The organism is Drancourtella sp. An57 (assembly GCF_002161525.1).
GTDB classification, from domain to species: Bacteria; Bacillota; Clostridia; order Lachnospirales; family Lachnospiraceae; genus Sellimonas; species Sellimonas catena.
In genome coordinates this window covers 19354-45393 of sequence record NZ_NFHY01000009.1, presented here as the reverse complement: position 1 = coordinate 45393, position 26040 = coordinate 19354, and the positions used below count along the sequence as shown (strand labels likewise).

The 26040-nt window shown below is 48.2% G+C and carries 28 protein-coding genes; 27 read left to right on the top strand and 1 reads right to left on the bottom strand.

Annotated features, from left to right (window positions below; all coding sequences use genetic code 11):
- Positions 1-4: 4 nt before the first annotated feature.
- The 14 genes from ribF to B5G11_RS08745 all read left to right on the top strand — a co-directional run bounded on the left by ribF (position 5) and on the right by B5G11_RS08745 (position 11753).
- Complete coding sequence (ribF, locus tag B5G11_RS08810) at positions 5-988, top strand: riboflavin biosynthesis protein RibF (RefSeq protein ID WP_087167329.1); 984 nt, start codon at positions 5-7, stop codon at positions 986-988.
- Positions 989-1104: 116 nt separating this feature from the next.
- A complete protein-coding gene (gene rpsO / locus B5G11_RS08805; protein ID WP_024732247.1) occupies positions 1105-1371 on the top strand; it encodes a 30S ribosomal protein S15 in 267 nt (88 codons plus the stop codon).
- A 211-nt stretch (positions 1372-1582) separates the two neighbouring features.
- On the top strand, positions 1583-3679 hold the full coding sequence (locus tag B5G11_RS08800) for a polyribonucleotide nucleotidyltransferase (protein ID WP_087167513.1): 2097 nt from the start codon (positions 1583-1585) through the stop codon (positions 3677-3679).
- A 118-nt stretch (positions 3680-3797) separates the two neighbouring features.
- A complete protein-coding gene (locus B5G11_RS08795) occupies positions 3798-4427 on the top strand; it encodes a DUF1847 domain-containing protein (protein ID WP_087167328.1) in 630 nt (209 codons plus the stop codon).
- Between the two features lie 222 nt (positions 4428-4649).
- Entirely contained in the window at positions 4650-4952 is a 303-nt protein-coding gene (locus tag B5G11_RS08790) for a site-specific integrase (RefSeq protein ID WP_087252900.1), read from the top strand.
- Positions 4953-5201: 249 nt separating this feature from the next.
- Positions 5202-6110, top strand: coding sequence for a stage III sporulation protein AA (gene spoIIIAA, locus B5G11_RS08785; protein ID WP_087252898.1), 909 nt, complete (start codon positions 5202-5204; stop codon positions 6108-6110).
- Positions 6101-6634: a stage III sporulation protein AB gene (locus B5G11_RS08780; RefSeq protein ID WP_087252896.1), complete on the top strand. Its 534-nt coding sequence runs from the start codon at positions 6101-6103 to the stop codon at positions 6632-6634. The genes spoIIIAA and B5G11_RS08780 overlap by 10 nt, the downstream gene beginning before the upstream one ends.
- Positions 6635-6683: 49 nt before the next feature.
- Positions 6684-6878, top strand: a complete 195-nt coding sequence (gene spoIIIAC / locus B5G11_RS08775; protein ID WP_024732252.1) for a stage III sporulation protein AC — start codon at positions 6684-6686, stop codon at positions 6876-6878.
- A 35-nt stretch (positions 6879-6913) separates the two neighbouring features.
- Complete coding sequence (locus B5G11_RS08770; protein ID WP_087167324.1) at positions 6914-7300, top strand: SpoIIIAC/SpoIIIAD family protein; 387 nt, start codon at positions 6914-6916, stop codon at positions 7298-7300.
- Positions 7297-8457, top strand: a complete 1161-nt coding sequence (locus B5G11_RS08765) for a stage III sporulation protein AE (RefSeq protein ID WP_087252894.1) — start codon at positions 7297-7299, stop codon at positions 8455-8457. The genes B5G11_RS08770 and B5G11_RS08765 overlap by 4 nt, the downstream gene beginning before the upstream one ends.
- 8 nt (positions 8458-8465) lie before the next feature.
- Positions 8466-8804: a stage III sporulation protein AF gene (locus tag B5G11_RS08760; protein WP_158099241.1), complete on the top strand. Its 339-nt coding sequence runs from the start codon at positions 8466-8468 to the stop codon at positions 8802-8804.
- Positions 8740-9273, top strand: coding sequence for a stage III sporulation protein AG (locus tag B5G11_RS08755; RefSeq protein WP_242959009.1), 534 nt, complete (start codon positions 8740-8742; stop codon positions 9271-9273). The genes B5G11_RS08760 and B5G11_RS08755 overlap by 65 nt, the downstream gene beginning before the upstream one ends.
- Before the next feature lie 14 nt (positions 9274-9287).
- A complete protein-coding gene (locus tag B5G11_RS08750; protein ID WP_207738697.1) occupies positions 9288-10010 on the top strand; it encodes a SpoIIIAH-like family protein in 723 nt (240 codons plus the stop codon).
- A gap of 150 nt (positions 10011-10160) precedes the next feature.
- A complete protein-coding gene (locus B5G11_RS08745; protein ID WP_087167320.1) occupies positions 10161-11753 on the top strand; it encodes a peptide chain release factor 3 in 1593 nt (530 codons plus the stop codon).
- Between the two features lie 123 nt (positions 11754-11876).
- On the opposite strand, the gene B5G11_RS08740 is transcribed toward B5G11_RS08745, so the two are convergent.
- On the bottom strand, positions 11877-13217 hold the full coding sequence (locus B5G11_RS08740; protein ID WP_087252889.1) for an Rpn family recombination-promoting nuclease/putative transposase: 1341 nt from the start codon (positions 13215-13217) through the stop codon (positions 11877-11879).
- Between the two features lie 231 nt (positions 13218-13448).
- On the opposite strand from B5G11_RS08740, the gene B5G11_RS08735 reads away from it, so the two are divergent.
- From B5G11_RS08735 to glgA, 13 genes are all read left to right on the top strand, one after another.
- Complete coding sequence (locus B5G11_RS08735; RefSeq protein ID WP_087167318.1) at positions 13449-13829, top strand: Asp23/Gls24 family envelope stress response protein; 381 nt, start codon at positions 13449-13451, stop codon at positions 13827-13829.
- 184 nt (positions 13830-14013) lie between these two features.
- The gene (gene nusB / locus B5G11_RS08730) at positions 14014-14421 is read left to right on the top strand and encodes a transcription antitermination factor NusB (protein WP_087167317.1); all 408 of its coding nucleotides are present in this window, start codon (positions 14014-14016) and stop codon (positions 14419-14421) included.
- Between the two features lie 3 nt (positions 14422-14424).
- Positions 14425-15651: an exodeoxyribonuclease VII large subunit gene (gene xseA, locus B5G11_RS08725; protein WP_087252887.1), complete on the top strand. Its 1227-nt coding sequence runs from the start codon at positions 14425-14427 to the stop codon at positions 15649-15651.
- Positions 15629-15826: an exodeoxyribonuclease VII small subunit gene (xseB, locus tag B5G11_RS08720; protein ID WP_087167315.1), complete on the top strand. Its 198-nt coding sequence runs from the start codon at positions 15629-15631 to the stop codon at positions 15824-15826. Before xseA ends, xseB begins: the two co-directional genes overlap by 23 nt.
- On the top strand, positions 15813-16712 hold the full coding sequence (locus B5G11_RS08715; protein WP_087167314.1) for a polyprenyl synthetase family protein: 900 nt from the start codon (positions 15813-15815) through the stop codon (positions 16710-16712). Before xseB ends, B5G11_RS08715 begins: the two co-directional genes overlap by 14 nt.
- 12 nt (positions 16713-16724) lie before the next feature.
- On the top strand, positions 16725-18626 hold the full coding sequence (gene dxs, locus B5G11_RS08710; protein WP_087252885.1) for a 1-deoxy-D-xylulose-5-phosphate synthase: 1902 nt from the start codon (positions 16725-16727) through the stop codon (positions 18624-18626).
- 3 nt (positions 18627-18629) lie between these two features.
- Positions 18630-19442, top strand: a complete 813-nt coding sequence (locus B5G11_RS08705) for a TlyA family RNA methyltransferase (protein ID WP_087167312.1) — start codon at positions 18630-18632, stop codon at positions 19440-19442.
- A gap of 4 nt (positions 19443-19446) precedes the next feature.
- Positions 19447-20256: an NAD(+)/NADH kinase gene (locus B5G11_RS08700; RefSeq protein ID WP_087167311.1), complete on the top strand. Its 810-nt coding sequence runs from the start codon at positions 19447-19449 to the stop codon at positions 20254-20256.
- Between the two features lie 4 nt (positions 20257-20260).
- Positions 20261-20710: an arginine repressor gene (gene argR, locus B5G11_RS08695; RefSeq protein WP_087167310.1), complete on the top strand. Its 450-nt coding sequence runs from the start codon at positions 20261-20263 to the stop codon at positions 20708-20710.
- A gap of 38 nt (positions 20711-20748) precedes the next feature.
- Positions 20749-22434 carry a DNA repair protein RecN gene (gene recN, locus B5G11_RS08690; protein ID WP_087252883.1) on the top strand — a complete coding sequence of 562 codons (1686 nt, stop codon included), beginning with the start codon at positions 20749-20751 and terminating at the stop codon, positions 22432-22434.
- A 103-nt stretch (positions 22435-22537) separates the two neighbouring features.
- Positions 22538-23599 carry a SpoIVB peptidase S55 domain-containing protein gene (locus B5G11_RS08685; RefSeq protein WP_087252881.1) on the top strand — a complete coding sequence of 354 codons (1062 nt, stop codon included), beginning with the start codon at positions 22538-22540 and terminating at the stop codon, positions 23597-23599.
- A gap of 130 nt (positions 23600-23729) precedes the next feature.
- Positions 23730-24518 (top strand): sporulation transcription factor Spo0A, encoded by a 789-nt coding sequence (gene spo0A, locus B5G11_RS08680; RefSeq protein ID WP_087167511.1) that lies wholly within the window; start codon positions 23730-23732, stop codon positions 24516-24518.
- 71 nt (positions 24519-24589) lie between these two features.
- Entirely contained in the window at positions 24590-26026 is a 1437-nt protein-coding gene (gene glgA / locus B5G11_RS08675) for a glycogen synthase GlgA (protein WP_087167307.1), read from the top strand.
- Positions 26027-26040: the final 14 nt, after the last annotated feature.

Genomic DNA, 26040 nt, shown 5'->3' with positions numbered 1-26040 from the left:
GAACATGCAATATATTACAGGATTTGAACATTACCAGGAAGAAGCCGGAACTGCCGTAACGCTGGGAAAATTTGATGGTCTGCACAGAGGACACCGTAAACTGGTGGAGCGGATTATGGAACATGTGGAGCAGGAGCCGGATTTAAAAAGTGTTGTTTGTTTTTTCGAGATGACCGAATTCAAAAAAATGTGTCACCTTGACCAGAAAAAACTGATGATGAATGAAGAGCGTGCCATCCGTCTGGACGGAAGAGTGGATTATCTGATTGAATGTCCGTTTCTGTCCGTAAAAGAGATGGAGGCGGAAGTATTTATCGAGAAAATTCTCTCGGATCTGTTTCATGCAAAATACATTGTGGTTGGCGAAAACTTCCGGTTCGGGCACGAGAGGCGTGGAGACGTCGGGATGCTCGCAAAGTACCAGGAAACGTACGGATACCGTCTCGAAGTGATACCAAATGAGTATTACGGAGAACGCATCGTAAGCAGTACTTATGTAAAGGAAGTCATGAAAACAGGAGATATTGATCTTGTGAACCGGCTGCTCAGTTATCCTTATACAATCGCGGGTACAGTGAGGAAAGGAGAGGGCATGGGACGCCGGATCGGATATCCGACGATGGATATCTTCCCGTGTCAGGAAAAAATCCTGCCTCCTGCCGGAGCCTACGTCTGTAAGCTGGAGGTGGACGGACAATGGTATCAGGGTGTGTGCAACATCGGAAAGAAGCCTACTGTATCAAGCGGGGAAGATACCATTCTTTCGGTTCATCTCTTCTGCTATGAGGAGAAGGAAGAAGCAGACGGAAAGCAGGTTGTACTGCAGCTTTATCATTATCTGAGACCGGAAGAAAAGTTTGACGATATAGATGAACTTAAAAGGCAGATTCAGACAGATATACGGGAAGGAAAGAGACACTTTCTTCTCACAATGGAAAGCAGACGCATGCTTCTGGAAATCAAAAACAAAAGTGAAGAAAAGAATTGACATCCGGCAGGGTGCCATGATATACTCAAAAAGTATGAGTGAGCCGATATCCAGTGGACGGAAGACTCCGACCGCCGCCTGATATCCGGCGTTTCAAAAATAAGGAGGATAAAAACATGATCGACAGAGAAAAGAAAGCAGCTATTATTGCTGAGTATGGAAGAAGCGAAGGAGACACAGGATCTCCGGAAGTTCAGGTAGCAATCCTGACAGCAAGAATCAATGAATTAACAGAGCATTTCAAAGCAAATCCAAAGGATCATCATTCCAGAAGAGGTCTTTTGAAGATGGTAGGTCAGAGACGTGGTCTTCTTGCATATTTAAAGAAAAAAGATATCGAAAGATACCGTTCTTTGATTGAAAGATTAGGACTCAGAAAATAGTCAGGCTATTCAGAGAGGACGGACACTTATCCGTCCTCTTTTATACTGCCGGGATATTTTTCCGGTTTTCAATATTTGTCAAAATCATGCGAAATGTATGCGGGGAGAGACACCGGGACCACTGAAAAGCAAGCCAGTATATGACTTGTTTTTCAGTAGTTTCGGGATTCTCCGCACGACAAAAAAAGAAAAGAAAAATGAGGAGGATCTTATGTACAAGACATTTGAGATGGAACTTGCCGGACGTCCTCTGCGTGTTGATGTAGGCAGAGTGGCAAAGCAGGCAAACGGTGCAGCACTGATGCACTATGGAGAAACAACAGTACTTTCCACAGCAACAGCTTCTGAGAAGCCAAGAGAAGGAATCGATTTCTTCCCGCTGAACGTAGAGTACAATGAAAAGATGTATGCAGTTGGAAAGATTCCGGGAGGATTCAACAAAAGAGAAGGAAAGGCATCTGAAAATGCGATCCTGACAGACCGTGTCATCGACCGCCCGATGCGTCCGCTCTTCCCGAAGGATTACAGAAACGATGTTACCCTGGAAAACCTTGTCCTTTCTGTAGATCAGGACTGCAGCCCGGAACTGACAGCAATGATTGGATCCGCAATCGCAGTTGCGATCTCCGATATTCCGTTTGACGGACCGACAGCTTCTACACAGGTAGGACTTGTAAACGGTGAGTTCGTATTCAACCCGACTGCAGAAGAAAAAGCAGTATCCGATATGCAGCTGACTGTTGCATCTACAAAAGAAAAAGTCATCATGATCGAAGCCGGAGCCAACGAAGTACCGGAAGATGTGATGATCAAAGCGATTTTCGCGGCACACGAAGTAAACCAGACGGTAATCGCATTCATCGACCAGATCGTAGCAGAGTGCGGCAAGCCGAAACATGAATATGAAAGCTTCGCAGTACCGGCAGACCTGATGGAAGAGATCCAGAAGCTCGTTCCGGCTGAGGAGATGGAAGAAGCAGTATTTACCGATGACAAGCAGACAAGAGAGGCGAACATCCGCGTGATTCAGGATCGTCTCGAAGAGGCATTTGCTGAAAACGAAGAGTGGCTGCCACGCATCGGAGAAGCGCTGTACCAGTATCAGAAGAAGACTGTCCGCAAGATGATCCTCAAAGATCACAAACGTCCGGACGGAAGAGCGATCGACCAGATCCGTCCGCTTGCAGCGGAAGTAGACCTGATCCCGAGAGTACACGGTTCCGCAATGTTTACAAGAGGACAGACACAGATCTGCAACATCACAACACTTGCTCCGCTTTCTGACGCACAGAAACTTGACGGACTTGATGAGGCAGAGACTTCAAAACGCTATATGCACCACTACAATTTCCCGTCCTACTCTGTAGGTGAGACAAAGCCGTCCAGAGGACCGGGACGCCGTGAGATCGGACATGGAGCACTGGCTGAGCGTGCCCTCGTGCCGGTACTTCCGTCTGAGGAAGAATTCCCGTACGCAATCCGTACGGTATCCGAGACATTCGAGTCCAACGGATCCACATCTCAGGCAAGTGTCTGCGCATCCAGCATGTCCCTGATGGCAGCCGGTGTGCCGATCAAGAGCGCAGTAGCAGGTATCTCCTGCGGACTTGTAACAGGAGAGACAGACGACGATTACATCGTCCTGACAGATATCCAGGGTCTGGAAGACTTCTTCGGAGACATGGATTTCAAAGTGGCAGGTACACATAAAGGTATCACAGCAATCCAGATGGATATCAAGATCCACGGACTGACAAGACCGATCATCGAGGAAGCGATTGCCCGTACAAGACAGGCAAGACTTTACATCATCGATGAAGTGATGAACAAAGCAATCGCAGAGCCGAGAGCAGAAGTCGGCAAATATGCTCCGAAGATCATTCAGATGAGCATTGACCCGCAGAAGATCGGCGATGTGGTAGGACAGAGAGGAAAGACGATCAACGCTATCATCGAAAGAACCGGCGTGAAGATCGACATTTCCGACGAAGGAAGCGTATCCATCTGCGGTACAGACAAAGAGATGATGGAAGAGGCAAAACGCCTGATCACAATCATCGTAACAGACTTCGAAGCCGGACAGGTTCTCGAAGGAACCGTAGTCAGCATCAAAGATTTCGGCGCATTCCTCGAGTTTGCTCCGGGCAAAGAGGGAATGGTTCACATTTCCAAGATCTGCAAACAGCGCATCGACCACGTAGAAGATGTTCTGACACTGGGAGACAAGGTCAAGGCAGTCTGCCTTGGAAAAGACAAGATGGGAAGAATCAGCTTCAGCATCAAAGACGTCGCTCCGGAAAACAGATAATCCAAACGGAAAAGTTCAAGCATCCATGCCATAGACGGTGTGGATGCTTTTTTTTGTGGGAAAAGTGTGATATGATGGGAAAAGAGAAGACGGAAAAAGGACTGGGAGGAACGAAAAAATGGAAGAAAAAAAGATCAGAAGATCCTGCGTAGACTGTGCAGTGACAGCATGTGAGAAAAAGGACGGGAACTACCCGGATTTCTGCCTGACTGCGTCACTGGACGAAGAACTGTTGGAGGAGGCGCTTGCCTGCTATGAAGATCCGGAGAATCATAAGCTTGCCATTGCCGCGGCGGAGGTCGAGTATGAAGGATATCTGAAACTGACAAGAGTGGAGGAGATCATTCAGTTCGCCGGAAAAATCGGAGCGAAAAAGATCGGAATCGCGACCTGTGTCGGACTGATCCGGGAGAGCAGGACACTGGCGAAGATCCTGAGATCCCACGGTCTGGAAGTCATCGGAGTAGCCTGCAAAACAGGAGCGGTGGACAAAAGCAGAATCGGTATCCCGGAAGAATGTCAGGAAATCGGCTGCCACATGTGCAATCCGATCTTACAGGCAAAATATCTGAACAAAGAAAAGACCGACCTCAATGTCGTAGTCGGCCTCTGCGTAGGACACGACAGCCTGTTCTACAAACATTCGGATGCACCGGTTACCACAGCCGTGACCAAAGACCGGGTACTGGGACACAATCCGGTTGCCGCACTTTATACGGCAGAGTCTTACTATAAGAAACTTTTATAAAAATACAGAACCGCATTGTATCTGTATAAATCGAAACCGAGTAAAAGAAGCATATCAGGGCAGAAGCATGCTGCCGGATGTGCTTCTTTTTTTATTGCCCGGATGTAAAAAAGAAAAAATTGTAAAAATTTCCCGTTTTTCTGACCCTTTTTGCTGTTTTATTCCATCTTTATATTATAGAAGGATAAAAACAGGGAAAAGTAAGCGTGAGGAGGAATCATCATGACAGAGAAAGTATATTTTACGGTGAAGGAAACAGATGTTAAGGATTTTAAAACCTATCTGTATGAAAGGGAAAACGCGGAGACGACTATTAGCAAATACAGTACAGACCTGCGTTGCTTTTTGAAGTTTCTTGGAAACAGCCGGGAAGTGGACAAGGCAAGGCTTCTTGCATATAAAGAATGGCTGATAGAGCGTTACGCTGTAAGCAGCGTAAATTCCATGCTGGCTGCATTGAATCAGTTCCTGGAATTCTGCGGATACGCCCAGTTGAAGGTACCTGTGAAAAAAATCAGACAATAATAGATGTATACACAAAACCCGCCTGCCCGATCTAAAAGTTACAAAAGTATGAAATTCAGAAACTACAGAAAATCCGAGACTGCGACAGGAAAATATCTGATGCGCCACATAACAAAAAGACAAAAAGTCGAAAAAGATCGGTAAAAACAACTTAAAGACAACTTCATATTTTTTTCATGGGGGACGTGTTCCGATGCATCAGAACACGTCCCCCTGCATATATTGTGATGTAAAAGGTGGTGGACAATCATGAGTAAGCGGGAGGAGATTTTTCGGATTCTTCCGGAAAGGTTGAAGAGTGTAATAGGAAAGAGAAATCTGGATTTTGATCAGGTTACGGAAATTTGTATCCGGGTCGGGCGGCCGGTTTGTGTTTATGTGGGCGGTCGGGAGGTACGTCTGGATTATTTTCCGGGAAAAGAGGAGTTGAAGGAGATTGTGAATTTTATGAGCAGATATTCGCCGTATGCGTTTGAGGAGGAGATGCGGAAGGGTTTTTTGACGATTGAGGGTGGTCATCGCGTGGGGATGGCGGGAAAGGCGATTACGGAGAGGGACCGTGTGAAGAATCTTCGGTATGTGTCTTCGGTACATATTCGTGCGGCCCATGAGGTGAAAGGGTGTGCGGACCGGGTGTTTCCGTATATTACGAATCAGAAGGAGTTGTACCATACGATGATTATTTCGCCTCCGGGCTGCGGAAAGACGACGCTGCTTCGGGATATCATCCGTCAGGTATCTGACGGCAATTCCTATGTGAAGGGCTGTACAGTGGGAATTGTGGACGAGCGTTCGGAGATTGCCGGATGTTATCTTGGGGCGGCGCAGAATGATATCGGCCTTCGCAGTGATGTGCTGGATGCATGCCCGAAGGCGGAGGGGATGCTGATGCTGATTCGTTCGATGACGCCGAAAGTGGTGGCGGCGGATGAGATCGGGACGAAGGAGGATGTGGAAGCGATTGAGTATGCCATGCACTGTGGGTGCAGGATACTTGTGACGGCCCATGGAAATTCGGTACAGGAGCTGAGGAAAAAGCCGGTTCTTGGGAGAATGATTCAGGAGGAGCGGTTTGAGCGGTACATTGTACTGAAGCAGGGGGACAGGCCGGGCATGATCGAGGGGATTTATGACAGGAGGGGACAGCCGTGCTGTTGAAAATCGCGGGAGCGGTTCTTGTAGTTTCTGCCTGTTCGGCCCTTGGATTCGGTTACGGGCGGTCGCTGAACCAGCATCTGGAAGAACTGCGTTTCTTGAGAGAATTGTATCAGATGATCCGGGGCGAGATTGAATATACCAGGGAGCCGTTCCCGGAGGTGATGCTGGAGATCTCTTCCAGAATCAAGGAGCCGTATGCATCGTTGTTTGTGCAGGCGCACCGGGTGTTTGAGGAGCAGGGAAGCCTTAAGTTTCCGGAGTGGTTCCGTGAATATGCCTCCCGGACTTTGGAGGCATATCGAAAGGAAAAGCATCTGTCCGCAGAGGAGTGGGAAATATTTCTTTCCCTTGGGAGCCAGACCGGATATCTGGATCTTAAGATGCAGACGGGGATGCTGAAACTCTCGGGAGAGCGATGGGAAAAATGGATCCGGGAGGCGGAAGCGGAGATTGGTCCCAGGCGGAGGATCGGGAACTGTCTTGGAGTGCTTGGCGGGGTTTTTCTTACGATTCTGTTTTTGTAAAAAACGATGGATGAAATGCTGGGAGAAAAAAGAAGGGAAGGAAGTGCGTATGAGTGTCAGTCTGATCTTTAAAATTGCCGCAGTGGGAATTCTGGTCTCGGTTTTAAGCCAGGTGTTAAAGCACAGCGGGCGGGAGGAGCAGGCGTTTTTGACCAGTCTTGCCGGGCTGATTCTGGTCCTGATCTGGATTGTGCCGTATATCTACGATCTGTTTGAAACCATGAGGCGTCTGTTTGCCCTGTAGCTGTAAATAAAATGACGAGGCGAAGGAGGGAGTAGATGTCCATACAAAAAGCAGCGGCCATCGGTGTATGTGCGGCACTGATTGCGTTGCAGTTTAAGGGAGGAAAAACAGAATACGGAATTTATGTCAGTATTGCGGCGGGAATTCTGCTTGGTGCGGGGATTATTGGAAAGCTCGGCACAGTGCTGGATACGGTAAAGGAGATCGGCTCGTTCCTCCAGATTGAAGGCTCTTATCTTGGAGTTCTCCTGAAGATGCTTGGTATTACTTATGTGGCGGAATTTGCCTCCAATATCTGCAAAGATTCCGGCTGCCAGACCATCGCCGCCCAGATTCAGCTCTTCGGGAAGATCACAGTGCTGGCACTTGGGATGCCGGTTCTCCTGACGCTGCTTCGAACGATTGAGGCGTTTTTATCATGAGAAGAAAGGAAAGCAGAATCGTTCTGGCAGTCATTCTTGGACTTCTCCTGTTTTGGGGCGGCCTGAGTGTGACGGCAGAAGCAGCAAACGGGGAGGAGGAAACACCGGAGGCGGCCCGGGAGATGATGGAGGATCTGGATTTCACAGATGTGGATAAGATGATGCGGGAAATCTTTCCGGATGAGAGAATCCGGTTTGCCGATGTTCTGGAGACGTTTATGGAAGGGGATGTGTCCGGTGCCTTGCAGCTTGCGGGAAAAGGACTTCTTGGCACCTTGTTTTCGGTCCTTTCCGAAAACAGACAGGCGATGCTCCACATCCTGGTGATCGCGCTGATTGCGGCAGTCTTTGCCAACTTCAGCCATGTGTTTGCGGCAGGACAGGCTGCGGATGCGGGATTTTTTATTTTGTATCTGCTTTTGATTACGTTGCTTTTGCAGACCTTTGAGATGATGATGGATGCGGTTACATCCGGGTTGCAGCTTTTGACGGATTTTATGCAGGTGCTCTGTCCGGTCTACCTGATGGCCGCGGCTGTGGTCACGGGGAGCGCGACTTCTGTTGTGTTTTATAATCTGATGCTGTTCCTTATTTTTCTCGTCCACAATGTGGTCTGCTATCTGATTCTACCGCTGATCCATGTATATCTGATGATCCGTCTGATGGATGAACTCTCCCCGGAACCATTTCTGGGACGGTTTGCGGAACTGGTGGAAACGGTGATCAGCTGGATCTTAAAGACGATGCTGGTAGGAATTGTGGGGATGAATCTGATCCAGGGGCTCATCAGTCCGGTACTTGACCAGGTCAGGCGAAGCGGACTGCAAAAAGGGCTGGAATCCATTCCTGGAATTGGAAATACCATTGGAGGAATGACGGAGATTATCGTTTCGGCGCTGACGCTGATCCGGAATGGAATCGGAGTGGCCGGCGCGGTTATCTGTGTGGTGATCTGTCTCATTCCGGTTATTCAGATTGCGGTGATGGCGCTTCTATATAAATTGACCGCGGCGCTCCTGGAGCCTGTTTCGGATAAACGTGTGGTCGGATGCATTGCAGGTGCAGGAGACGGAGCGGTGCTTCTGTTAAAAACCGTCTATACCAGTGCCGTACTGTTTTTGATTACCATCGTGATTGTGGCGGCCGTTCGGTCATAGGAGGAGACATGTTTACATATATATTTGACTGGATAAAGAATCTTGTTTTTTATCTGATCTTGATGACAATGCTGATGCAGATCATTCCGGATTCCGATTACAAAAAGTATATCCGCTTTTTTACGGGGCTGGTATTGATTCTGCTTCTGGCAAGGCCGGTGCTTGGGGTATTCCAGCTGGAGGGAGAATTTGAAAACCTGTATCATAGTATGGAATACCGCCAGAACGTAAAGGAAATGGAACGGGCGAGGGAACAATTCGAGTCTGCGGAGGAGGGATATTTTGAATGGCAGCAGGACATGGCTTCAGAATCTTCTGAAGGGCGGGAAAATGCCGATGAAAAATAAGTGGCTGCTTCTGCTGCTTGCCGGGCTTTTGCTTCTGGTGATAGCACTTCCTGTTTCTGAACCTGAAAACAGGAAGACAAAAGAGGCTGAAACCGACACCGTGAATGAAGAGGATTACGCTTCCATGGCTGAGGCTAAGCTGGAAAAGATTCTGGCGCAGATGGAAGGGGCAGGGAAGGTGAAGGTGATGATTACTCTTTCTTCCTCTTCAGAAAAGATAGTGGAAAAAGACAAGGAGACATCCAAAGATGAAACCCAAAGTACAAGCAGCGAGACAACGGTTTATGAAGAAACGACAGACAGGGGACAGACGCCTTATGTGGCAAAAGAACTGACTCCGGCAGTGGAAGGGGTGGTAGTGCTCTGTGAGGGAGGAGACGAACCGGTTGTGGTACAACAGATTACAGAGGCGGTTGAGGCATTATTTCCCGTAGAGTCACATAAGATTAAGGTAGTAAAGATGAAATAGGAAAAGCAGGAGGAATGACGGTGAAACGATTGATTAAGAAAAATCAGGTGATTGTGGCGGCACTGGCATTGATGATCGCGGCGGCAGGGTATCTGAATTATTCAGGAAAACTTTTTGAAAGTACAGATGACAGCGGAGTTTCCCAGCAGGCAAACAGTGAACTACTTGATATTTCCGAGGAAGATATCGAGACCGGGTCCGGGGATATTGAAAGCCAGGATCAGGACGCGTCCGAGGAAACGGACGGGGATGTGGAAGGCACCCCGGGAGAGGCTGTGCTGACAAGCGGAGAGGTGAAAAATACGGTGGCTCAGGCCAAGGTATCCAGAGAACAGGTACGGGCGAAAAACAAGGAGACGTTGCAGGGGATTATCGACAGCGCTTCTGTGACAGAGGAACAGAAAGAAGAGGCGGTAAATCAGATGATCGAGCTGACCAGGGTGGCTGAGCAGGAGTCTGCGGCAGAAACGCTGCTTGCCTCAAAAGGATTTACCGAGACGGTTGTGACGGTCAGTGAAGGGGAAGCGGATGTGGTCGTCGGAAATGTGGAAATGACGGAGGCAAACCGTGCCCAGATCGAGGATATTGTCACAAGAAAAACCGGAGTGGCGCCGGAAAATATCGTCATCACTCCGATGAATAAAAAGGCGGACCAGAATACCGCTGCTGCAGAGGGCACGTCTTCGGATTCGGAAACCAACACGGAAGGCACAGAGAATACGGAAACAGCAGAATAAAAAGCGGACATCACGCGCAAAAGGTCCGAAAAATGCGGTCTGGACGGGAAAACCTGTTGCGAAATTCAGGATGGATGTGCTACAATATTTACCTGTGTGGAATCATATGGAAGATTCCGGGTAGAATAAAAGAAAATACAGGAGAGTATCATGTCAAAGATTACAGATGAAATAAAAAAGCGGAGAACGTTCGCGATTATTTCCCACCCGGATGCCGGGAAGACGACATTGACTGAAAAATTTTTATTATATGGCGGAGCCATCAATCAGGCAGGTTCTGTAAAAGGAAAAGCGACTGCAAAGCATGCGGTGTCAGACTGGATGGAGATCGAAAAGGAGAGAGGAATCTCGGTCACCTCTTCGGTACTGCAGTTTAATTATGGGGGATATTGCATCAATATCCTTGATACTCCGGGACATCAGGATTTCTCGGAGGACACATACCGGACCCTGATGGCGGCGGATTCCGCCGTGATGGTGATCGACGCATCCAAAGGTGTGGAGGCGCAGACAAGAAAGCTGTTCAAAGTCTGCGTCATGCGTCATATCCCGATCTTTACCTTTATTAACAAGATGGACCGGGAAGCGATGGATACCTTCGAGCTTCTGGATGATATCGAAAAGGAGCTTGGCATCGCAACCTGTCCGGTCAACTGGCCGATCGGATCGGGAAAGGCATTCCGCGGGGTATATGACAGAAATGAAGAGGAGATCGAGCTGTTCTTCGATACGAAAAAGGGAACGACTACAGGGGAAGTAAAGAAGATCCGTCTGGATGACCCGGATGTGGACAGTTACATGGATCCGGACCAGAAAGAGCAGCTGTTAGGAGAGATCGAGCTTCTGGACGGAGCAAGTGCAGAGTTTGACCAGGATCTGGTGGATAAAGGAGAGCTTTCTCCGGTCTTCTTCGGATCTGCGCTTACCAACTTCGGAGTAGAGACCTTCCTGCAGCATTTCCTCAAAATGACGACGTCTCCGCTTCCGAGACATTCGGACAAAGGCGACATCGATCCGATGACGGAGAAAGATTTTTCTGCTTTTGTATTTAAAATTCAGGCAAATATGAATAAGGCACACCGGGACCGGATCGCATTTATGCGCATCTGTTCCGGAGAGTTTGACGCAGGGATGGACGCCTTCCATATTCAGGGAGGAAAGAAAGTCCGTCTCTCCCAGCCGCAGCAGATGATGGCAAGTGAGAGAAAAATGATCGAGAAAGCATACGGCGGAGATATCATCGGAATTTTTGATCCGGGCATTTTCTCAATCGGAGATACGATCACCACATCCCCGGAAAAATTTGCCTATGAGGGGATTCCGACCTTTGCGCCGGAGCACTTTGCACGGGTGCGCCAGGTAGATACGATGAAGAGAAAGCAGTTCATCAAAGGGATCAATCAGATTGCCCAGGAGGGTGCGATCCAGATTTTCCAGGAGTTTAACACCGGAATGGAGGAGATTATCGTCGGTGTAGTCGGCGTTCTGCAGTTCGATGTGTTGAAATACCGTCTGAAAAATGAGTACGGTGTGGATATCATTCTGGAAACGCTGCCGTATGAGCATATCCGCTGGATCGAAAATGAGGAAATCGATATGGATCGTCTGACCGGTACATCCGATATGAAGAAGATCAAAGATCTGAAAGAAAGACCACTGCTCTTGTTTGTACACGAATGGAGCATCCGGATGACACTGGAGAGAAATGAAGGACTGAAGCTTTCCGAGTTTGGCCGGTCTTAACCGAAGGGATACAGGTTTGTCAATACCATAGCATTGATGATGAAATTGTTCAGGGGTCGTTGCAGCTTCTTTTATTAAGCTGCAACGGCCCCTCTTTCAATCTCTGACTTTCGATCCTTCTGTTTAAACGAGCTGCTTTTGAAAATCGCCTGGGGACATTCCGCATGCAGACGCTGCCTGTTCCAGATTCAGGACCCCTTCCTGATATAATTCCATCACGGCATCCTTCCGTCCCTGCTCATGCGCAGCATCTTTCTGCGCACGAACTGTTTCCAACAGCCTTTGAGTTTCAGAAAGTTTTCCCTGAGTATTTTCAGACCGTTGTTCCGCCTCAATCGTTTTTTGTTCCGCCTCAACCGTTTTTCGTTCAGCCTCGGCAGTTTTTCGTTCAGCCACGGCAGCCTTTTGTTCTGCTTCGACTGCTTTCTGTTCAGCCACGGCAGCCTTTTGTTCTGCTTCAACCACTTTTCGTTCCGCCTCGACTATTTTCCGCGCTGCCTTTTCCAGTTTTTCCTGTGCGTCTGTCAACTGCTGAAAAGTACGTTCGGCCTGTCGCTGCAGGGACAGCTGATCTCGAATTGCACGTTCTCTTGCCTCATATGCACGGCGTTTTTCTTCATCCTGGCTCATTTCCATCAGATCTTCATAGGCTTCTTCAAGATAAGAATTTCCTTTTGACATCTCCTTTAAGTCCTCCTTTTTACCGCCGCGGAAGAATTTCATCCATGCAATGATACCGTCCGGATGATGATACTCCTTGGGAATCTTGGGGAGTTCCAGAACCTGAATTTCCAGCTTGTCACTGTACAGGCTTCCGGTTTCTTCATCGTAAATCCGGGCCTTGCGATAACAGATATCATCATTTTTATAGTAGGTAAAATTCAAAACGCCGACATGCACGCATTTTTGAAGCTGATCATAGTCCTCGCCTTTGTGGAGTTGACTGGAAAACATCTTGCACAGATAAAACAGACTTCGGTCGTCCCAGTAGTGCATGTAGACGACCTGCATCTCGATGTCCAGCTGAGTGCCGTTTTCCAGAAGAACGTGAACATCCAGTACTCCCTTCTTTTCCTCCTCCGACCGTTTGGAAAGTTCATTTTCCAGGATGGTCGTATTCCCGATCTGATCAGGGGAAAGCTTCAGCAATTCGGCGATGAACCCTCTTCTTGTATTCGGATTCCGCATCAGCTCTTTGAAGCACCAGTCGATGTAAGGCTTCATAATAAAATCTTCTTCCGAAGTGGCCGCGGTGGTTTGATTTGTCATGTTGTTTTGCTGCATAAACAGTCTCCTTTCTGCGATGGCAATGCCTCTGACATAAGAAAACTGTTTCCGTTTCTTGTAGTCTACCATACTTTCCGGTATCAGAAAAGAGACACCCCGAAGGAAACGGATTTTCCAGATATATTTTCTAAACACATTTTCCAGACAGGAAGCTGCCAGCCATGTTTCTTTTGTCAAACAGTTGGGTAAATCGGCGAATGCCGTGAACGATGAAAAAGCAGAATGCTTTTTCTGATGGCCAAAGGATAACACGAAAAACCGGAGCGGACAAGATGGAGAAAGATAAAATTTTTATGAAATGGCAAATCGCCTTGTAAGCATCCGGGGAATTTGGTATAATGAACACAGTAATTGTGTATTCTATACACAGGAAATGTGCATTAAGACCGAGATGAGGAGGTTTCAGATATGGGGAAAGAAGAAAGAAATACCTATACGATCCAGGAAGAGGAGATCGGACAGGTACAGATTGCTGATGAGGTGGTAGCGATTATTGCAGGCCTTGCGGCAATGGAAGTGGACGGCGTATCTTCCATGGCTGGCACATCCACGAGAGATCTCATCAGTAAACTGGGAAAGAAGAATCTCTCAAAGGGAGTCAAGGTAGATGTTCTGGACGGCGTAGTGACAGTATCCTTATCACTGAATTTACGGTTTGGAAAGAATATTATGGAAGTATCTTCCAAGGTACAGGAAAAAGTCAAGACAGCAATTGAAAATATGACAGGACTGACTGTCGCTGATGTCAATATCCGTGTTGTAGGCGTTGATGATGACACAGAAGCATAAAACCCGCACATTGTAAAGAATAAATATACGAGAAAATGCATTTTTATGCACAATAGATTGCCGCATAGCGGAAAGTACGGTATAATGAGGGGTGTCGGGATGATGCCCCTTTTTTATTCCACAGAAAAGTTCTGCCGGTAAAAGGCAGGAAAGCCATGCGGGAAGAGCAGAGAAAGGAAGTAATATGGGAAGATCAGAAATCAGAGAACACATTTTCAGAATTTTATTTGGAAAGGAATTCCACACACCGGAAGAGCTTCCAGAGCAGGCGGACCTCTATATGGACCTTCTGAAGACGGAACGGGAAGTAAGAGAAGAGGATGAGGCGTATATTGAGGAAAAAAGCAGGAAAATTGAAGCGCTGATCCCGGAGATTGACGTGCTGATCAATGAACATACGACCGGATGGAAGACCGGAAGAATGAATAAAGTGGACCTGACAATTTTGCGGCTTGCAGTCTACGAGATCAAATGGGACGATGACATCCCGGTCAAGGTGGCGATCAATGAAGCGGTAGAACTTGCGAAGCGGTACAGCAGTGACGAGGGTCCGGCTTTTATCAACGGAGTTCTCGCAAAGCTGGCAGATTAACAGATGATGAAAAATATATATACCGTCAGTCAGGTTAATCAATACATCAAAAATATGTTTACCCAGGACTTTATGCTGAGCCGCATCTATGTCCGGGGCGAAGTCTCAAATTGTAAATACCATCCGAAAGGACACATTTATTTTTCTCTGAAAGATGAGTCAGGATCGATTTCCTGCATTCTGTTTGCGGGAAACCGGAAAGGACTGCCGTTTCGGATGCAGGACGGGCAGCAGGTTGCTGTGTTTGGCTCCATTTCTGTGTATGAGCGGGACGGGACCTATCAGTTGTATGCCAGGGAGATTGTCCTTGACGGTGCAGGGATTCTGGCGCAGAGATTTCAGGAGCTCAAAGAAGAGCTGGAAGAGATGGGCATGTTTGCGCCGGAATATAAGCAGCCGATTCCGGCTTTTGCGAAAAAGATCGGCATTGTGACCGCACCGTCCGGAGCAGCCGTCCGGGATATCATTCACATCGCAAAACGGAGGAATCCATACATAGAACTGATTCTCTCCCCGGCACTTGTTCAGGGAGCGGAGGCAGCGCCAAGTATTGTAAAGGCGCTTGAACGGATTCAGAAAGAGGATGTGGATGTTATTATCGTCGGAAGAGGCGGCGGATCCATGGAGGATCTGTGGGCATTTAACGAGGAAGAAGTGGCAAGAGCCATTTTTGACTGTCCGATTCCGGTGATTTCCGCGGTCGGACATGAGACAGATACGACGATTGCGGACTATGTGGCGGATTTACGCGCGCCTACGCCGTCGGCGGCCGCCGAACTGGCAGTATATGACTGCCGGGCGGTGAAAGACGAAATGGAAACGAGACGCCAGAGACTGAAGCGGGAAATCAACAGACAGACAGCCATCCGGAAGATGCGTCTTTCCCAGGAATACGAAGTGTTCCGGAGACTGCATCCGGGCACCCGGATTGCGGAAAAAAGGAAGCGTCTTGCGGATCTCGAAATGAGGATCAGAGAAGGAATGGATATAAAAATCCAGAGGCAGCGCCAGCGTCTTGCAGTGCAGATCGAGACTTTTTCCGGTCTGTCTCCAGTGAGCCGGCTCAATCAGGGCTATGCGTTTGTGCAGGATGAAACACGCCATGCGGTAAGGACGACCGGTCAGGTCCGGCAGGGAGACCGGCTGACTTTGTATGTGACAGACGGAACGATTCATACGATCGTGGAAAGGATAAAGAAGAACGACGATGGAGATCAACGAAATCTTTGAAAAACTGGATGAGATCCAGGAGAAGATGCAGTCGGAGGAAATCTCTCTGGAAGATTCCTTCCGGTATTATGCGGAAGCGATGGAGCTTTTAAAACAGTGCGATGAGCAGATCGGCACCGTGGAGAAACAGGTGCAGATGCTGGACGAGAATGGAGAAAAGCATGAGTTTGAATAGTTGGGAAAAAGAAAGAGAAAATAAAGTAAAAGAGCTGGAAGAGATCATCGTCTCCTATCTTCCGAAACAGGAAGGGTTTCAGAAGGTAATCATGGAGGCTATGGAATACAGTCTGATGGCAGGTGGAAAGCGGCTTCGTCCAATGCTGATGATGGAGACCTACCGGATGTTCGGAGGTACTTCCGACATCATCCGGCCGTTTCTTGCGGCACAGGAGATGATTCACACCTACTCTCTGGTGCACGATGATCTCCCGGCGATGGACAATGACGAATATCGAAGAGGGCGGAAGACTACTCACATCGTCTATGGAGAGGATATGGGAATTCTGGCCGGAGATGCCCTGTTAAATTATGCCTTTGAGACGGCTTCAAAAGCTTTTGATATGAAGCCGGAGGCGTCCCGGATGATCGGGAAGGCACTGCAGGTACTTGCAGGGAAAGCGGGAATCTACGGCATGATCGGAGGCCAGGTTGTGGATGTTGCTTCCACGGGAAGCCGGATCGGGAAAGATAAACTGGACTTTATCTATGAGCTGAAAACAGGCGCCCTGATCGAGAGCTCCATGATGATCGGAGCGATTCTTGCCGGAGCGTCCGAAGCGGAAATCCGGACGATGGAACGCATTGCGTCCAATGTGGGGATTGCGTTTCAGATTCAGGATGATATCCTGGATGTGACAAGCACGACGGATGAGCTTGGGAAACCGGTCCACAGTGACGAAAAGAACGAAAAGACAACCTATGTGACGCTGCGCGGACTTGAGAAAGCAAAAGAAGATGTGGAGCGGATTTCCCAAGAGGCGCTGACGCTTCTTTCAGGACTATCTGTGGAGAATCCATATCTGACATGGCTGATAAAGGAATTGATACATAGAAAGAAATAGTGAGGGATTTCTATGGTACTTGAGAGGATACAAAAAGAAAATGATATTCAGAACATAGCAAAAGACGAACTGCCGGTTCTCGCGCAGGAGATCCGGGAATTTCTTGTGGAGAAAATCAGCCGTACCGGCGGACATCTTGCGTCCAACCTTGGTGTGGTGGAACTGACAATCGCGATGCATCTGTGTTTCCATCTCCCGGAGGATAAGATGATCTGGGATGTGGGACACCAGTCCTACACGCACAAGATTCTGACAGGACGCCGGGAAGGTTTTGACGAGCTGAGAAAATACGGCGGAATGAGCGGATTCCCGAAACGGAATGAAAGTAAGTGTGACGCATTTAATACAGGACACAGTTCCACATCGATTTCCGCAGGACTCGGCTATGTGGAGGCACGGGATATCCGTGGAGAGGACTATTATGTGATCTCCGTCATCGGGGACGGTGCCCTGACAGGCGGAATGGCATTCGAGGCACTGAACAATGCTTCGAATCTGAAGACAAATTTTATCATTGTGCTCAACGATAATCAGATGTCGATCTCTCAGAACGTGGGCGGGATGTCCTGGTATCTGGATGAAATCCGGACGGCGGATGCCTATACGAACCTGAAGAAAAGTCTCGAAAAGGCGATTCGCAAAATTCCGTCAGGCGGCGATCAGATCATGAATCATCTGAGAAAGACAAAGAGCAGTATCAAGCAGCTGTTTGTCCCGGGAATGTTTTTTGAAGATATGGGGATCACCTATCTGGGACCGGTGGACGGGCACAATATCAAAGAACTTGTCCGTGCCTTTCATGAGGCGAAGAAGGTCCAGGGACCGGTGCTGCTACATGTTCTGACGAAAAAGGGAAAAGGATATCTTCCTGCTGAGGAGGAGCCGTCCCGGTTCCACGGTACGGAGCCCTTTGATATCCGCACAGGAAAACCTTTAAAAAAGAAAGAGAAAGACACCTATACTGATGTGTTTGCAAAAGTTATGTATGAGATGGGCGCAAAGGAGCCATCTCTTGTGGCCCTCACGGCTGCAATGGAAGACGGAACCGGCCTTGCCTCGTTCCACCGGAAATACAAGGAACGGTTTTTTGACGTGGGAATCGCAGAAGGACATGCAGTGACCTTTGCAGCAGGGCTTGCCGCAGGTGGACTCAAACCGGTGTTTGCGGTGTACTCTTCTTTCCTGCAAAGGGGCTTTGACCAGATCATTCACGATGTGGCCCTTCAGAATCTTCCGGTTGTGTTTGCCGTGGACAGAGGCGGACTGGTCGGAAGTGACGGCGAGACTCATCAGGGGATTTTTGATTTGTCCTATCTGTCCATGATTCCGAACATGACAGTGATGTCCCCGAAGAATAAATGGGAGTTTGCGGATATGATCAGGTTTGCTATCGGATTTACCAAAGGACCGGTTGCCATCCGCTATCCAAGAGGAACGGCATATGACGGATACCGGGAGTTCCGGCCGGCGATAGAATATGGAAAATCAGAAGCAGTCTTTGAGGAGGAGGACATTGCCCTGATCAGTGTCGGTCATATGTTTGAAACGGCTGCAAAAGTCCGGGAAAAGCTAAAAGAGGCGGGTCTCAATGCAAGCCTGATCAATGCCAGATTTGTAAAGCCTCTGGATGAAGAGCGGATTGCAAAGCTGGCGGAAGATCACAGACTTCTGGTAACAATTGAAGAAAATGTAGAAAGCGGCGGTTTTGGAGAACGGGTGCTGGAGTTTGCCAATCGAATGGCTCTGGATGTCCGGATCTTAAACATCACTCTTCCGGATGATTATATTGAACACGGCAGTGTGGATATGCTGAGAAAAGAGGTCATGCTGGACGAAGAATCGATTCTGAAAAAGGTTCTGACCGTCTATGCGGGTATGCAGCATGAGATAGCAATGAAAAAAGGAGACCAGTAAAAAATGAAAGAACGTCTGGACGTATTACTTGTAAAACGAAATCTGGCTGAATCCAGAGAAAAGGCAAAAGCAGTCATCATGTCCGGCAATGTTTTTGTGGACGGACAAAGGGAGGACAAGGCCGGGACAACGTTTCCGGAGGATGTCGCCATTGAGGTGCGGGGCCATGCGCTTCCCTATGTCAGCAGAGGCGGACTGAAACTGGAAAAAGCCATGAAAGAATTTGACGTGGAGCTGCAGGATAAAGTATGCACGGACGTGGGATCCTCCACCGGAGGGTTTACAGACTGTATGCTTCAGAACGGAGCAAAAAAAGTATTTGCCATTGATGTGGGGAGAGGACAGCTTGCCTGGAAACTGAGGCAGGACGAGCGGGTGGTATGCATGGAAAAGACCAATATCCGCTATGTGACGCCGGAGGATCTGGGAGAGCCGATTGACTTTTCTTCCATCGATGTATCCTTTATTTCCCTGACCAAGGTTCTTCTTCCGATTTATCAGTATCTGACGAAGGACGGAGAGATTGTGGCGCTGATCAAGCCGCAGTTTGAGGCCGGCAGGGAAAAAGTCGGCAAGAAAGGGGTCGTGCGGGAAAGAAGCACACATGAAGAAGTGATCCGGATGGTGACGGACTATGCAGCTTCCATCGGATTTACGGTGAAGGATCTGACCTTCTCCCCGATCAAAGGACCGGAGGGAAATATCGAATATCTGGTCCACTTAAAGAAAACAAATGGGGAGGAGGATCGGGATGTGCCGTCAGATGAGGCGATCAAACGTGTCGTGACAGAGGCCTTTGAGACACTGGCAAAATAGAAAGATGAAACAGATTTACATTATCACAAACAGTGGAAAAGACGAACATCATAGAGTGACAAAGCAGGCGGTGTCTTATCTGGAAAGTCATGGTGTGCGCTGCATTCTGAACCGGGAAGAGGCGGAACAGGAAACAATCGACTGCGCCCTTGTCATCGGAGGTGACGGGACATTGATTCTTGCGGCCAGAGAGCTCCTGGGACGGGATGTTCCGATTCTCGGAGTGAATATGGGAACACTTGGATATCTGACAGAAGCGGAGGTGCAGAATCTGATTCCGGCACTGGACCGGCTGCTGGCGGGAGAATATTCTGTGGAAAACAGGATGATGCTTTCGGGAACGCTTAAAGATCTGAGGACAGATACGGCACTCAACGATATAGTTGTAACAAGAAGTGAATCGCTTCATATTGTCAGGCTGAATCTATATGTGAACGGAGAGTATCTGACTTCCTATCAGGCGGATGGCCTGATTATCTCTACGCCGACCGGATCTACTGCCTACAATCTGTCGGCAGGCGGTCCGATTGTGGAGCCGACGGCATCGCTGATTTTGATTACGCCGATTTGTTCACACTCCCTGAATAACAGCAGCATTGTCGTATCGGATGCTGATCTGATTGAAGTGGAGATCGGATCCAGAAGAAACAAAGAAGAGGAAGAAGCGGTCGTGACCTTTGATGGAACCGACATTATGAGGCTGAAAACAGGAGAACGGGTGCGTATCCGAAAAGCCAAAGAAGTGACGAAACTGATCCGGTTAAGCAGGATCAGTTTCCTGGAGACACTGCGGGAAAAAATGAAAGGAAATTAGCCGAATGAAAGTAAACAGACATGCAAAGATTGTGGAATTGATCCGGAAATATGATATCGAGACACAGGAAGAGCTGGCAGAGCGCTTAAATGAGGCGGGATTCAAGGTGACACAGGCAACCGTCTCCAGAGATATCAGGGATCTGAAACTGACGAAGGTGCCGTCAGAGAACGGGAGACAGAAATATGCCCTTCTCAGGCATGATGGAAAAGAAATGAGCGAGAAGTACATCCGTATTTTACGGGATGGCTTTGCGTCAATGGATATGGCAGAAAATATTCTGGTTATCAAAACCGTGCCGGGAATGGCCATGGCTGTTGCGGCAGCCATTGACGCCATGCAGTGGCATGAGATTGCCGGATGTATTGCAGGGGATGACACGATCATGTGTGCCATCCGAAGCAGGGAAGAAACAGTGGAAGTGATGGACCGGCTCAGAGGAATGGTCATGTAACTGCAGCCGGACGGATGTGCATAGAAAATGGAGGAGACATGTTACAAAGTCTGCACGTAAAAAATCTGGCGCTGATCGAAGAGGCAGAAGTCGAATGGAAGGACGGGCTGAATATCCTGACCGGGGAGACCGGAGCGGGAAAGTCCCTTCTTCTTGGTTCAGTACATCTGGCTCTCGGAGGAAAATACAGCGCCTCCATGCTCCGCGAAGGGGCGGATTACGGACTGGTGGAAATGGTCTTTTATATCCGGGATCCGAGACAGAAAGAAAAGCTTGTAGCACTCGAAATTGAACCGGAGGACGGGATTGTGGTTCTGAGCAGAAAACTCATGGACGGAAGGAGTATCAGCAGGATCAACGGAGAGATGGTTCCCATCGGGCGGCTGAAAGCAGCAGCGGAGATCCTGATTGATATTCACGGACAGCATGAGCACCAGTCCCTGCTGTACAAGAAAAAGCATCTGGAAATTCTGGATGCCTACGCAAAGGAAGAGGCAGACCCGGTAAAGAAAAAAGTCCGGGATGCATACCGTGTATACCGGGAGGCGGTAAAGACGTTGGAAGAGGCGGACAAAGCAGAGACCGAGCGCAGGAAAGAGGCCGATTTTCTTTCCTTTGAGGCATCGGAAATCCGGGAAGCATCCCTTGTAACCGGAGAGGATGAGGAACTGGAACAGCGCTATAAAAAGATGCTCAATGCAAAGAAAATCACAGACAGCATTCAGGAAGCCTACCAGTGCACAGGGGAACTCTCCGATGTATCGGCATCCAGTCTGTTAAGCAGAGCCATCCACGCCATGTCGGAAGCATCGGCGTATGATGAACATATTAAAGAGCTTTACGGAGAACTGCTGGAGATCGACAGCCTGTTGAATGATTTCAACCGGGAACTCTCCGACTGTCAGGAAGAATTCCGCTTCTCCGAAGAAGAGTTTTATGAGACCGAAAACCGGCTCAATACGATCAATCATCTCAAAACAAAATACGGAAAGACCATTGAGGACATTCTGGCATACGCGGAAGAGACCGAAAAAAAACTCGCTGTACTGGCAGACTATGACGCATATCTGGAACAGCTTAGAAAACAGAAAGAAGAAGCACGAGAAGAGCTTCAGATCTGGACGGATCAGCTGACCCGGATCCGGAAATCCTATGCAAAAGGACTTTCCGAAGAAATCCGTCAGGGAATTCTCGACCTGAATTTCCTGAACGTTGAATTTGAGACAGAAATCCGGCCTCTTTCCGATTTCACCGAATACGGAAAAGACGAGGCGGAATTCATGATTTCCCTCAATCCGGGAGAAAAGAAAAAGCCCCTCGGCATGGTAGCATCCGGAGGAGAACTCTCCAGAATCATGCTGGCCGTCAAATCTGTACTGGCTGACAAAGATGAAGTTGAGACACTGATCTTTGACGAAATCGATACCGGAATCAGCGGCAGAACCGCACAGAAAGTATCCGAGAAAATGGCACTCCTCGGAAAACGCCATCAGGTTCTCTGCATCACCCACCTGGCCCAGATCGCAGCCATGGCAGACGCACATTACCTGATCGAAAAACAGACCGATGATCAGAAAACAACAACCGGAATCCGGCTTCTGAATGAAGACGAAGAAATCCAGGAACTCGCAAGGATTCTGGGAGGAGCCGAAATCACGCATGCAGTTCTTGCAACAGCCCGGGAAATGAAAAAGCTTGCCGGAAACATGAAAAAAACAGAATAGAATACATGGTTTTGAAAATACTAATTGGGGACGTGTTCCGATGCAAAGGAACCCGTCCCCAATGATCATTTTCAGAATATTCAGTTTTTTAGGAGGCGGCGTTATGTGGGTGAAATGGTATCGAAGGGGCGTGCTGATCGTGCTTGTGGCGTTTATGCTCCTGGGTGGGAGCTATTGTTTTCTGGAGTGGAAGCAGGGACAGTTTGAACAGGAGGTCAGTACATCGGAAATTGACGAAAATCTTGTCATTCCCGGAGGTATGCCGGTGGGGCTTTATCTGGAGACAGACGGTGTGATGGTTCTTGGGACAGAGGCTGTGGAGGATGCGGACGGGATCGCAAAGGAGCCTGCCAGACATCTGGTAAAACCGGGAGATTACATTGTAGGAGTCGATGAAAAAGAGATTGGTACGAAAAAAGAGCTTCAGGCGGCGGTGGCCCGGGAAGAAGCAAGTGAAGTTGTCCTTCATCTGCGCAGGGAGGAAGAATACCTGGATGTGAAGACCGAACTGGTTGACAGTGAAGAGGGAAAGAAACTTGGTATCTGGGTAAAGGACAATGAACAGGGGCTGGGAACGATTACCTTTCTGGACAGTCAGAGTCATTTTGGCGCGCTTGGACATGGAATCCGTGATACGGATACGAACGAACTTCTGGAAATCGGGGACGGACGCCTTTACACGACCAGCATTCAGGATATCCAGAAAGGAAAGGAGGGGGATCCGGGAGGAATGGAAGGCGTGATTGTCTACAATAATTACAATATCCTTGGATCCATCGACCAAAATACCGAGGAAGGAATTTACGGAACCATTGACCGGATTGACGCACTGTTTTCGGATCAGGAGCCGGTTCCGGCGGCTGCAAAAAAAGAGGTTCACACCGGAGATGCCGTGATCCGGTGTGCAGTCAGCGGAGAGGTGGAAGACTACCGGATTCGTATTACAAAAATCGACTGGAATGCCAGGGAAGCAAATAAGGCATTCGTAATCGAGGTGACGGACGAAAAGCTCCTCGGCCTGACCGGCGGAATTGTGCAGGGAATGAGCGGAAGCCCGATTCTTCAGGATGGGAAACTGGTGGGAGCAGTAACCCATGTTTTTGTCCAGAACGCGGCCAGGGGGTACGGGATCTACATCGGGAATATGTTGAACCATGTCAGATAAGGAAAAAGAATGCAGGGAGATGTCGAATTGTTACGACAGCAATTTCTTGATTTGGCAAAATGTGAAATTTATAATAGTGATCGTAGCGTTTTTTAGGAAAGAATGGGAGAAAGCGGAGGTTGAAAGGAAAATGGATCAAGTAAATGTAGCGATCGCAGACGACAATGAACGAATGCTGGAACTTTTGGGAAATATTATCACATCGGACAAAGATCTTTCCCTCGTCGGCAAGGCGAACAATGGGGAAGACGTCTATCAGATTATAAAAACAAAAGAACCTGATGTCGTATTGCTGGATCTGATCATGCCGAAAGTCGACGGGTTAAGTGTGATGGACATGGTCAATAAAGACAGGACAATCCAGAAACGGCCGGATTTTATCATTGTTACAGCGGTTGGACAGGAGAAGATTACAGAAGATGCATTCCGCAAAGGTGCGGCCTACTACATTATGAAGCCATTTCGGAACGAAGTACTGATTGAGAAAATCAAAAGCACAAGATGCAAAAGACATATGGAAGCCCCTATGCAGGCGATGGAGGTACGAAAGAGAGAAGAAGACGCAAAGCCTCTGGAGACGAGGGTGACTGATATGATCCATGAGATCGGGATTCCGGCACATATCAAAGGATATCACTATCTGAGAGATGCGATTATCATGGCGGTGGAAGATATGGATGTTCTGAATGCCATTACGAAAATCCTCTATCCGACGGTAGCTAAAAAGCACCAGACAACGGCAAGCAGAGTGGAGCGGGCCATCCGCCACGCCATTGAAGTGGCATGGAGCAGGGGAAAGCTTGATGTTCTGGATGATCTGTTTGGCTATACAGTAAGTAACGGGAAAGGGAAACCGACCAATTCGGAGTTTATCGCCCTGGTAGCGGATACGATCCGATTAGAATACAAACATCGATAAATTCTTTGCAAATGCCGGAAAATGCGGTATAATAAGTCCATAGTTTATGTTTTTATTCAGGAGGAAGACTTATGAAGAAAATATTATTTGTAGCATCTGAGTCGGTTCCATTTATCAAAACAGGAGGACTGGCAGACGTTGTAGGTTCCTTACCAAAATATTTTGACAAAGAAGAGTACGATGTCAGAGTAATGCTTCCGAAATACATGTGTATGAAAGAAGAGTGGAAAGAAAAACTGACATATAAAATACATTTTTATATGGACTTAAACTGGAGAGAGCAGTATGTCGGAATTCTGGAGCTTGTTCATGAGGGCATTACCTTCTATTTCATCGATAATGAATACTATTTCAACGGATTTACTCCGTACGGCGATACGAAATGGGATATTGAGAAGTTCGCGTTCTTCTCAAAGGCAGCATTAAGCGCCCTTCCGCTGATTGATTTCCGCCCGGATATCATTCACTGCCACGACTGGCAGACAGGACTTGTGCCGGTTTATCTGGACAATTTCCGATACGGCAACGAATTCTTCCGCGGCATCAAGACGGTGATGACGATTCACAACCTCAAGTTCCAGGGAATCTGGGATACGAAGACAGTGAAGGATATCACAGGACTTCCGGCATATTATTTCGCGCCGGACAAGCTGGAAGCATACAAAGATGCCAACCTGTTAAAAGGCGGTATCGTTTATGCGGACAAGGTGACGACCGTCAGCAATTCCTATGCAGAAGAGATCAAGCAGCCGTTCTACGGAGAGCGCCTGGACGGTCTGATGAATGCAAGATCCAACTGTCTGTCCGGTATCGTAAATGGTCTTGATTATAATGAGTGGAATCCGGCGACGGACCCGATGATCGAGCACCACTACGATGTAACGAATTTCCGCAAGGAAAAGGTAAAGAATAAACTTGCGCTTCAGGAGGCACTTGGACTGAATCAGGATAAGAAGACCATGATGATCGGTATCGTATCCCGTCTGACTGACCAGAAGGGATTTGATCTGATTGCGTATGTGATGGATGAGCTCTGTCAGGATGCGGTTCAGATCGTGGCTCTTGGAACAGGAGAAGAGCGTTACGAAAATATGTTCCGCCACTTTGCATGGAAATATCAGGGTAAAGTATCGGCAAATATTTATTATTCTGAGCCGATTTCCCATAAGATTTATGCATCCTGTGATGCCTTTTTGATGCCGTCTCTCTTCGAGCCGTGCGGACTGAGCCAGCTGATGAGTCTGCGCTACGGTACCGTACCGATTGTCAGAGAGACCGGAGGATTGAAAGATACGGTAGAGCCGTACAATGAATTTGAAAAGACAGGGACCGGTTTCAGCTTTGCAAACTACAATGCCCATGAGATGCTTGCAACCATCCGGTACGCGGAGAAGATTTATTATGACAAACGCCGTGACTGGAACAAGATCGTAGAGCAGGGCATGAAGAAAGACTTCTCCTGGAAGAATTCCGCAAGGCAGTACGAAGAGCTTTATGAGAGCCTGTAAAGAATAAAACATAG

What these genes read in the sequence shown, in the direction of transcription:
- B5G11_RS08685 (WP_087252881.1), top strand. Translation starts at nt 22,538, where the DNA reads ATGTGGGTGAAATGGTATCGAAGGGGCGTGCTGATCGTGCTTGTGGCG.
- B5G11_RS08765 (WP_087252894.1), top strand. Translation starts at nt 7,297, where the DNA reads ATGAGAAGAAAGGAAAGCAGAATCGTTCTGGCAGTCATTCTTGGACTT.
- B5G11_RS08800 (WP_087167513.1), top strand. Translation starts at nt 1,583, where the DNA reads ATGTACAAGACATTTGAGATGGAACTTGCCGGACGTCCTCTGCGTGTT.
- rpsO (WP_024732247.1), top strand. Translation starts at nt 1,105, where the DNA reads ATGATCGACAGAGAAAAGAAAGCAGCTATTATTGCTGAGTATGGAAGA.
- B5G11_RS08715 (WP_087167314.1), top strand. Translation starts at nt 15,813, where the DNA reads ATGAGTTTGAATAGTTGGGAAAAAGAAAGAGAAAATAAAGTAAAAGAG.
- ribF (WP_087167329.1), top strand. Translation starts at nt 5, where the DNA reads ATGCAATATATTACAGGATTTGAACATTACCAGGAAGAAGCCGGAACT.
- dxs (WP_087252885.1), top strand. Translation starts at nt 16,725, where the DNA reads ATGGTACTTGAGAGGATACAAAAAGAAAATGATATTCAGAACATAGCA.
- spoIIIAC (WP_024732252.1), top strand. Translation starts at nt 6,684, where the DNA reads ATGAGTGTCAGTCTGATCTTTAAAATTGCCGCAGTGGGAATTCTGGTC.
- B5G11_RS08790 (WP_087252900.1), top strand. Translation starts at nt 4,650, where the DNA reads ATGACAGAGAAAGTATATTTTACGGTGAAGGAAACAGATGTTAAGGAT.
- B5G11_RS08750 (WP_207738697.1), top strand. Translation starts at nt 9,288, where the DNA reads ATGACGGTGAAACGATTGATTAAGAAAAATCAGGTGATTGTGGCGGCA.
- B5G11_RS08735 (WP_087167318.1), top strand. Translation starts at nt 13,449, where the DNA reads ATGGGGAAAGAAGAAAGAAATACCTATACGATCCAGGAAGAGGAGATC.
- B5G11_RS08795 (WP_087167328.1), top strand. Translation starts at nt 3,798, where the DNA reads ATGGAAGAAAAAAAGATCAGAAGATCCTGCGTAGACTGTGCAGTGACA.
- nusB (WP_087167317.1), top strand. Translation starts at nt 14,014, where the DNA reads ATGGGAAGATCAGAAATCAGAGAACACATTTTCAGAATTTTATTTGGA.
- spo0A (WP_087167511.1), top strand. Translation starts at nt 23,730, where the DNA reads ATGGATCAAGTAAATGTAGCGATCGCAGACGACAATGAACGAATGCTG.
- B5G11_RS08760 (WP_158099241.1), top strand. Translation starts at nt 8,466, where the DNA reads ATGTTTACATATATATTTGACTGGATAAAGAATCTTGTTTTTTATCTG.
- B5G11_RS08700 (WP_087167311.1), top strand. Translation starts at nt 19,447, where the DNA reads ATGAAACAGATTTACATTATCACAAACAGTGGAAAAGACGAACATCAT.
- xseA (WP_087252887.1), top strand. Translation starts at nt 14,425, where the DNA reads ATGATGAAAAATATATATACCGTCAGTCAGGTTAATCAATACATCAAA.
- B5G11_RS08770 (WP_087167324.1), top strand. Translation starts at nt 6,914, where the DNA reads ATGTCCATACAAAAAGCAGCGGCCATCGGTGTATGTGCGGCACTGATT.
- argR (WP_087167310.1), top strand. Translation starts at nt 20,261, where the DNA reads ATGAAAGTAAACAGACATGCAAAGATTGTGGAATTGATCCGGAAATAT.
- spoIIIAA (WP_087252898.1), top strand. Translation starts at nt 5,202, where the DNA reads ATGAGTAAGCGGGAGGAGATTTTTCGGATTCTTCCGGAAAGGTTGAAG.
- B5G11_RS08705 (WP_087167312.1), top strand. Translation starts at nt 18,630, where the DNA reads ATGAAAGAACGTCTGGACGTATTACTTGTAAAACGAAATCTGGCTGAA.
- glgA (WP_087167307.1), top strand. Translation starts at nt 24,590, where the DNA reads ATGAAGAAAATATTATTTGTAGCATCTGAGTCGGTTCCATTTATCAAA.
- xseB (WP_087167315.1), top strand. Translation starts at nt 15,629, where the DNA reads ATGGAGATCAACGAAATCTTTGAAAAACTGGATGAGATCCAGGAGAAG.
- recN (WP_087252883.1), top strand. Translation starts at nt 20,749, where the DNA reads ATGTTACAAAGTCTGCACGTAAAAAATCTGGCGCTGATCGAAGAGGCA.
- B5G11_RS08745 (WP_087167320.1), top strand. Translation starts at nt 10,161, where the DNA reads ATGTCAAAGATTACAGATGAAATAAAAAAGCGGAGAACGTTCGCGATT.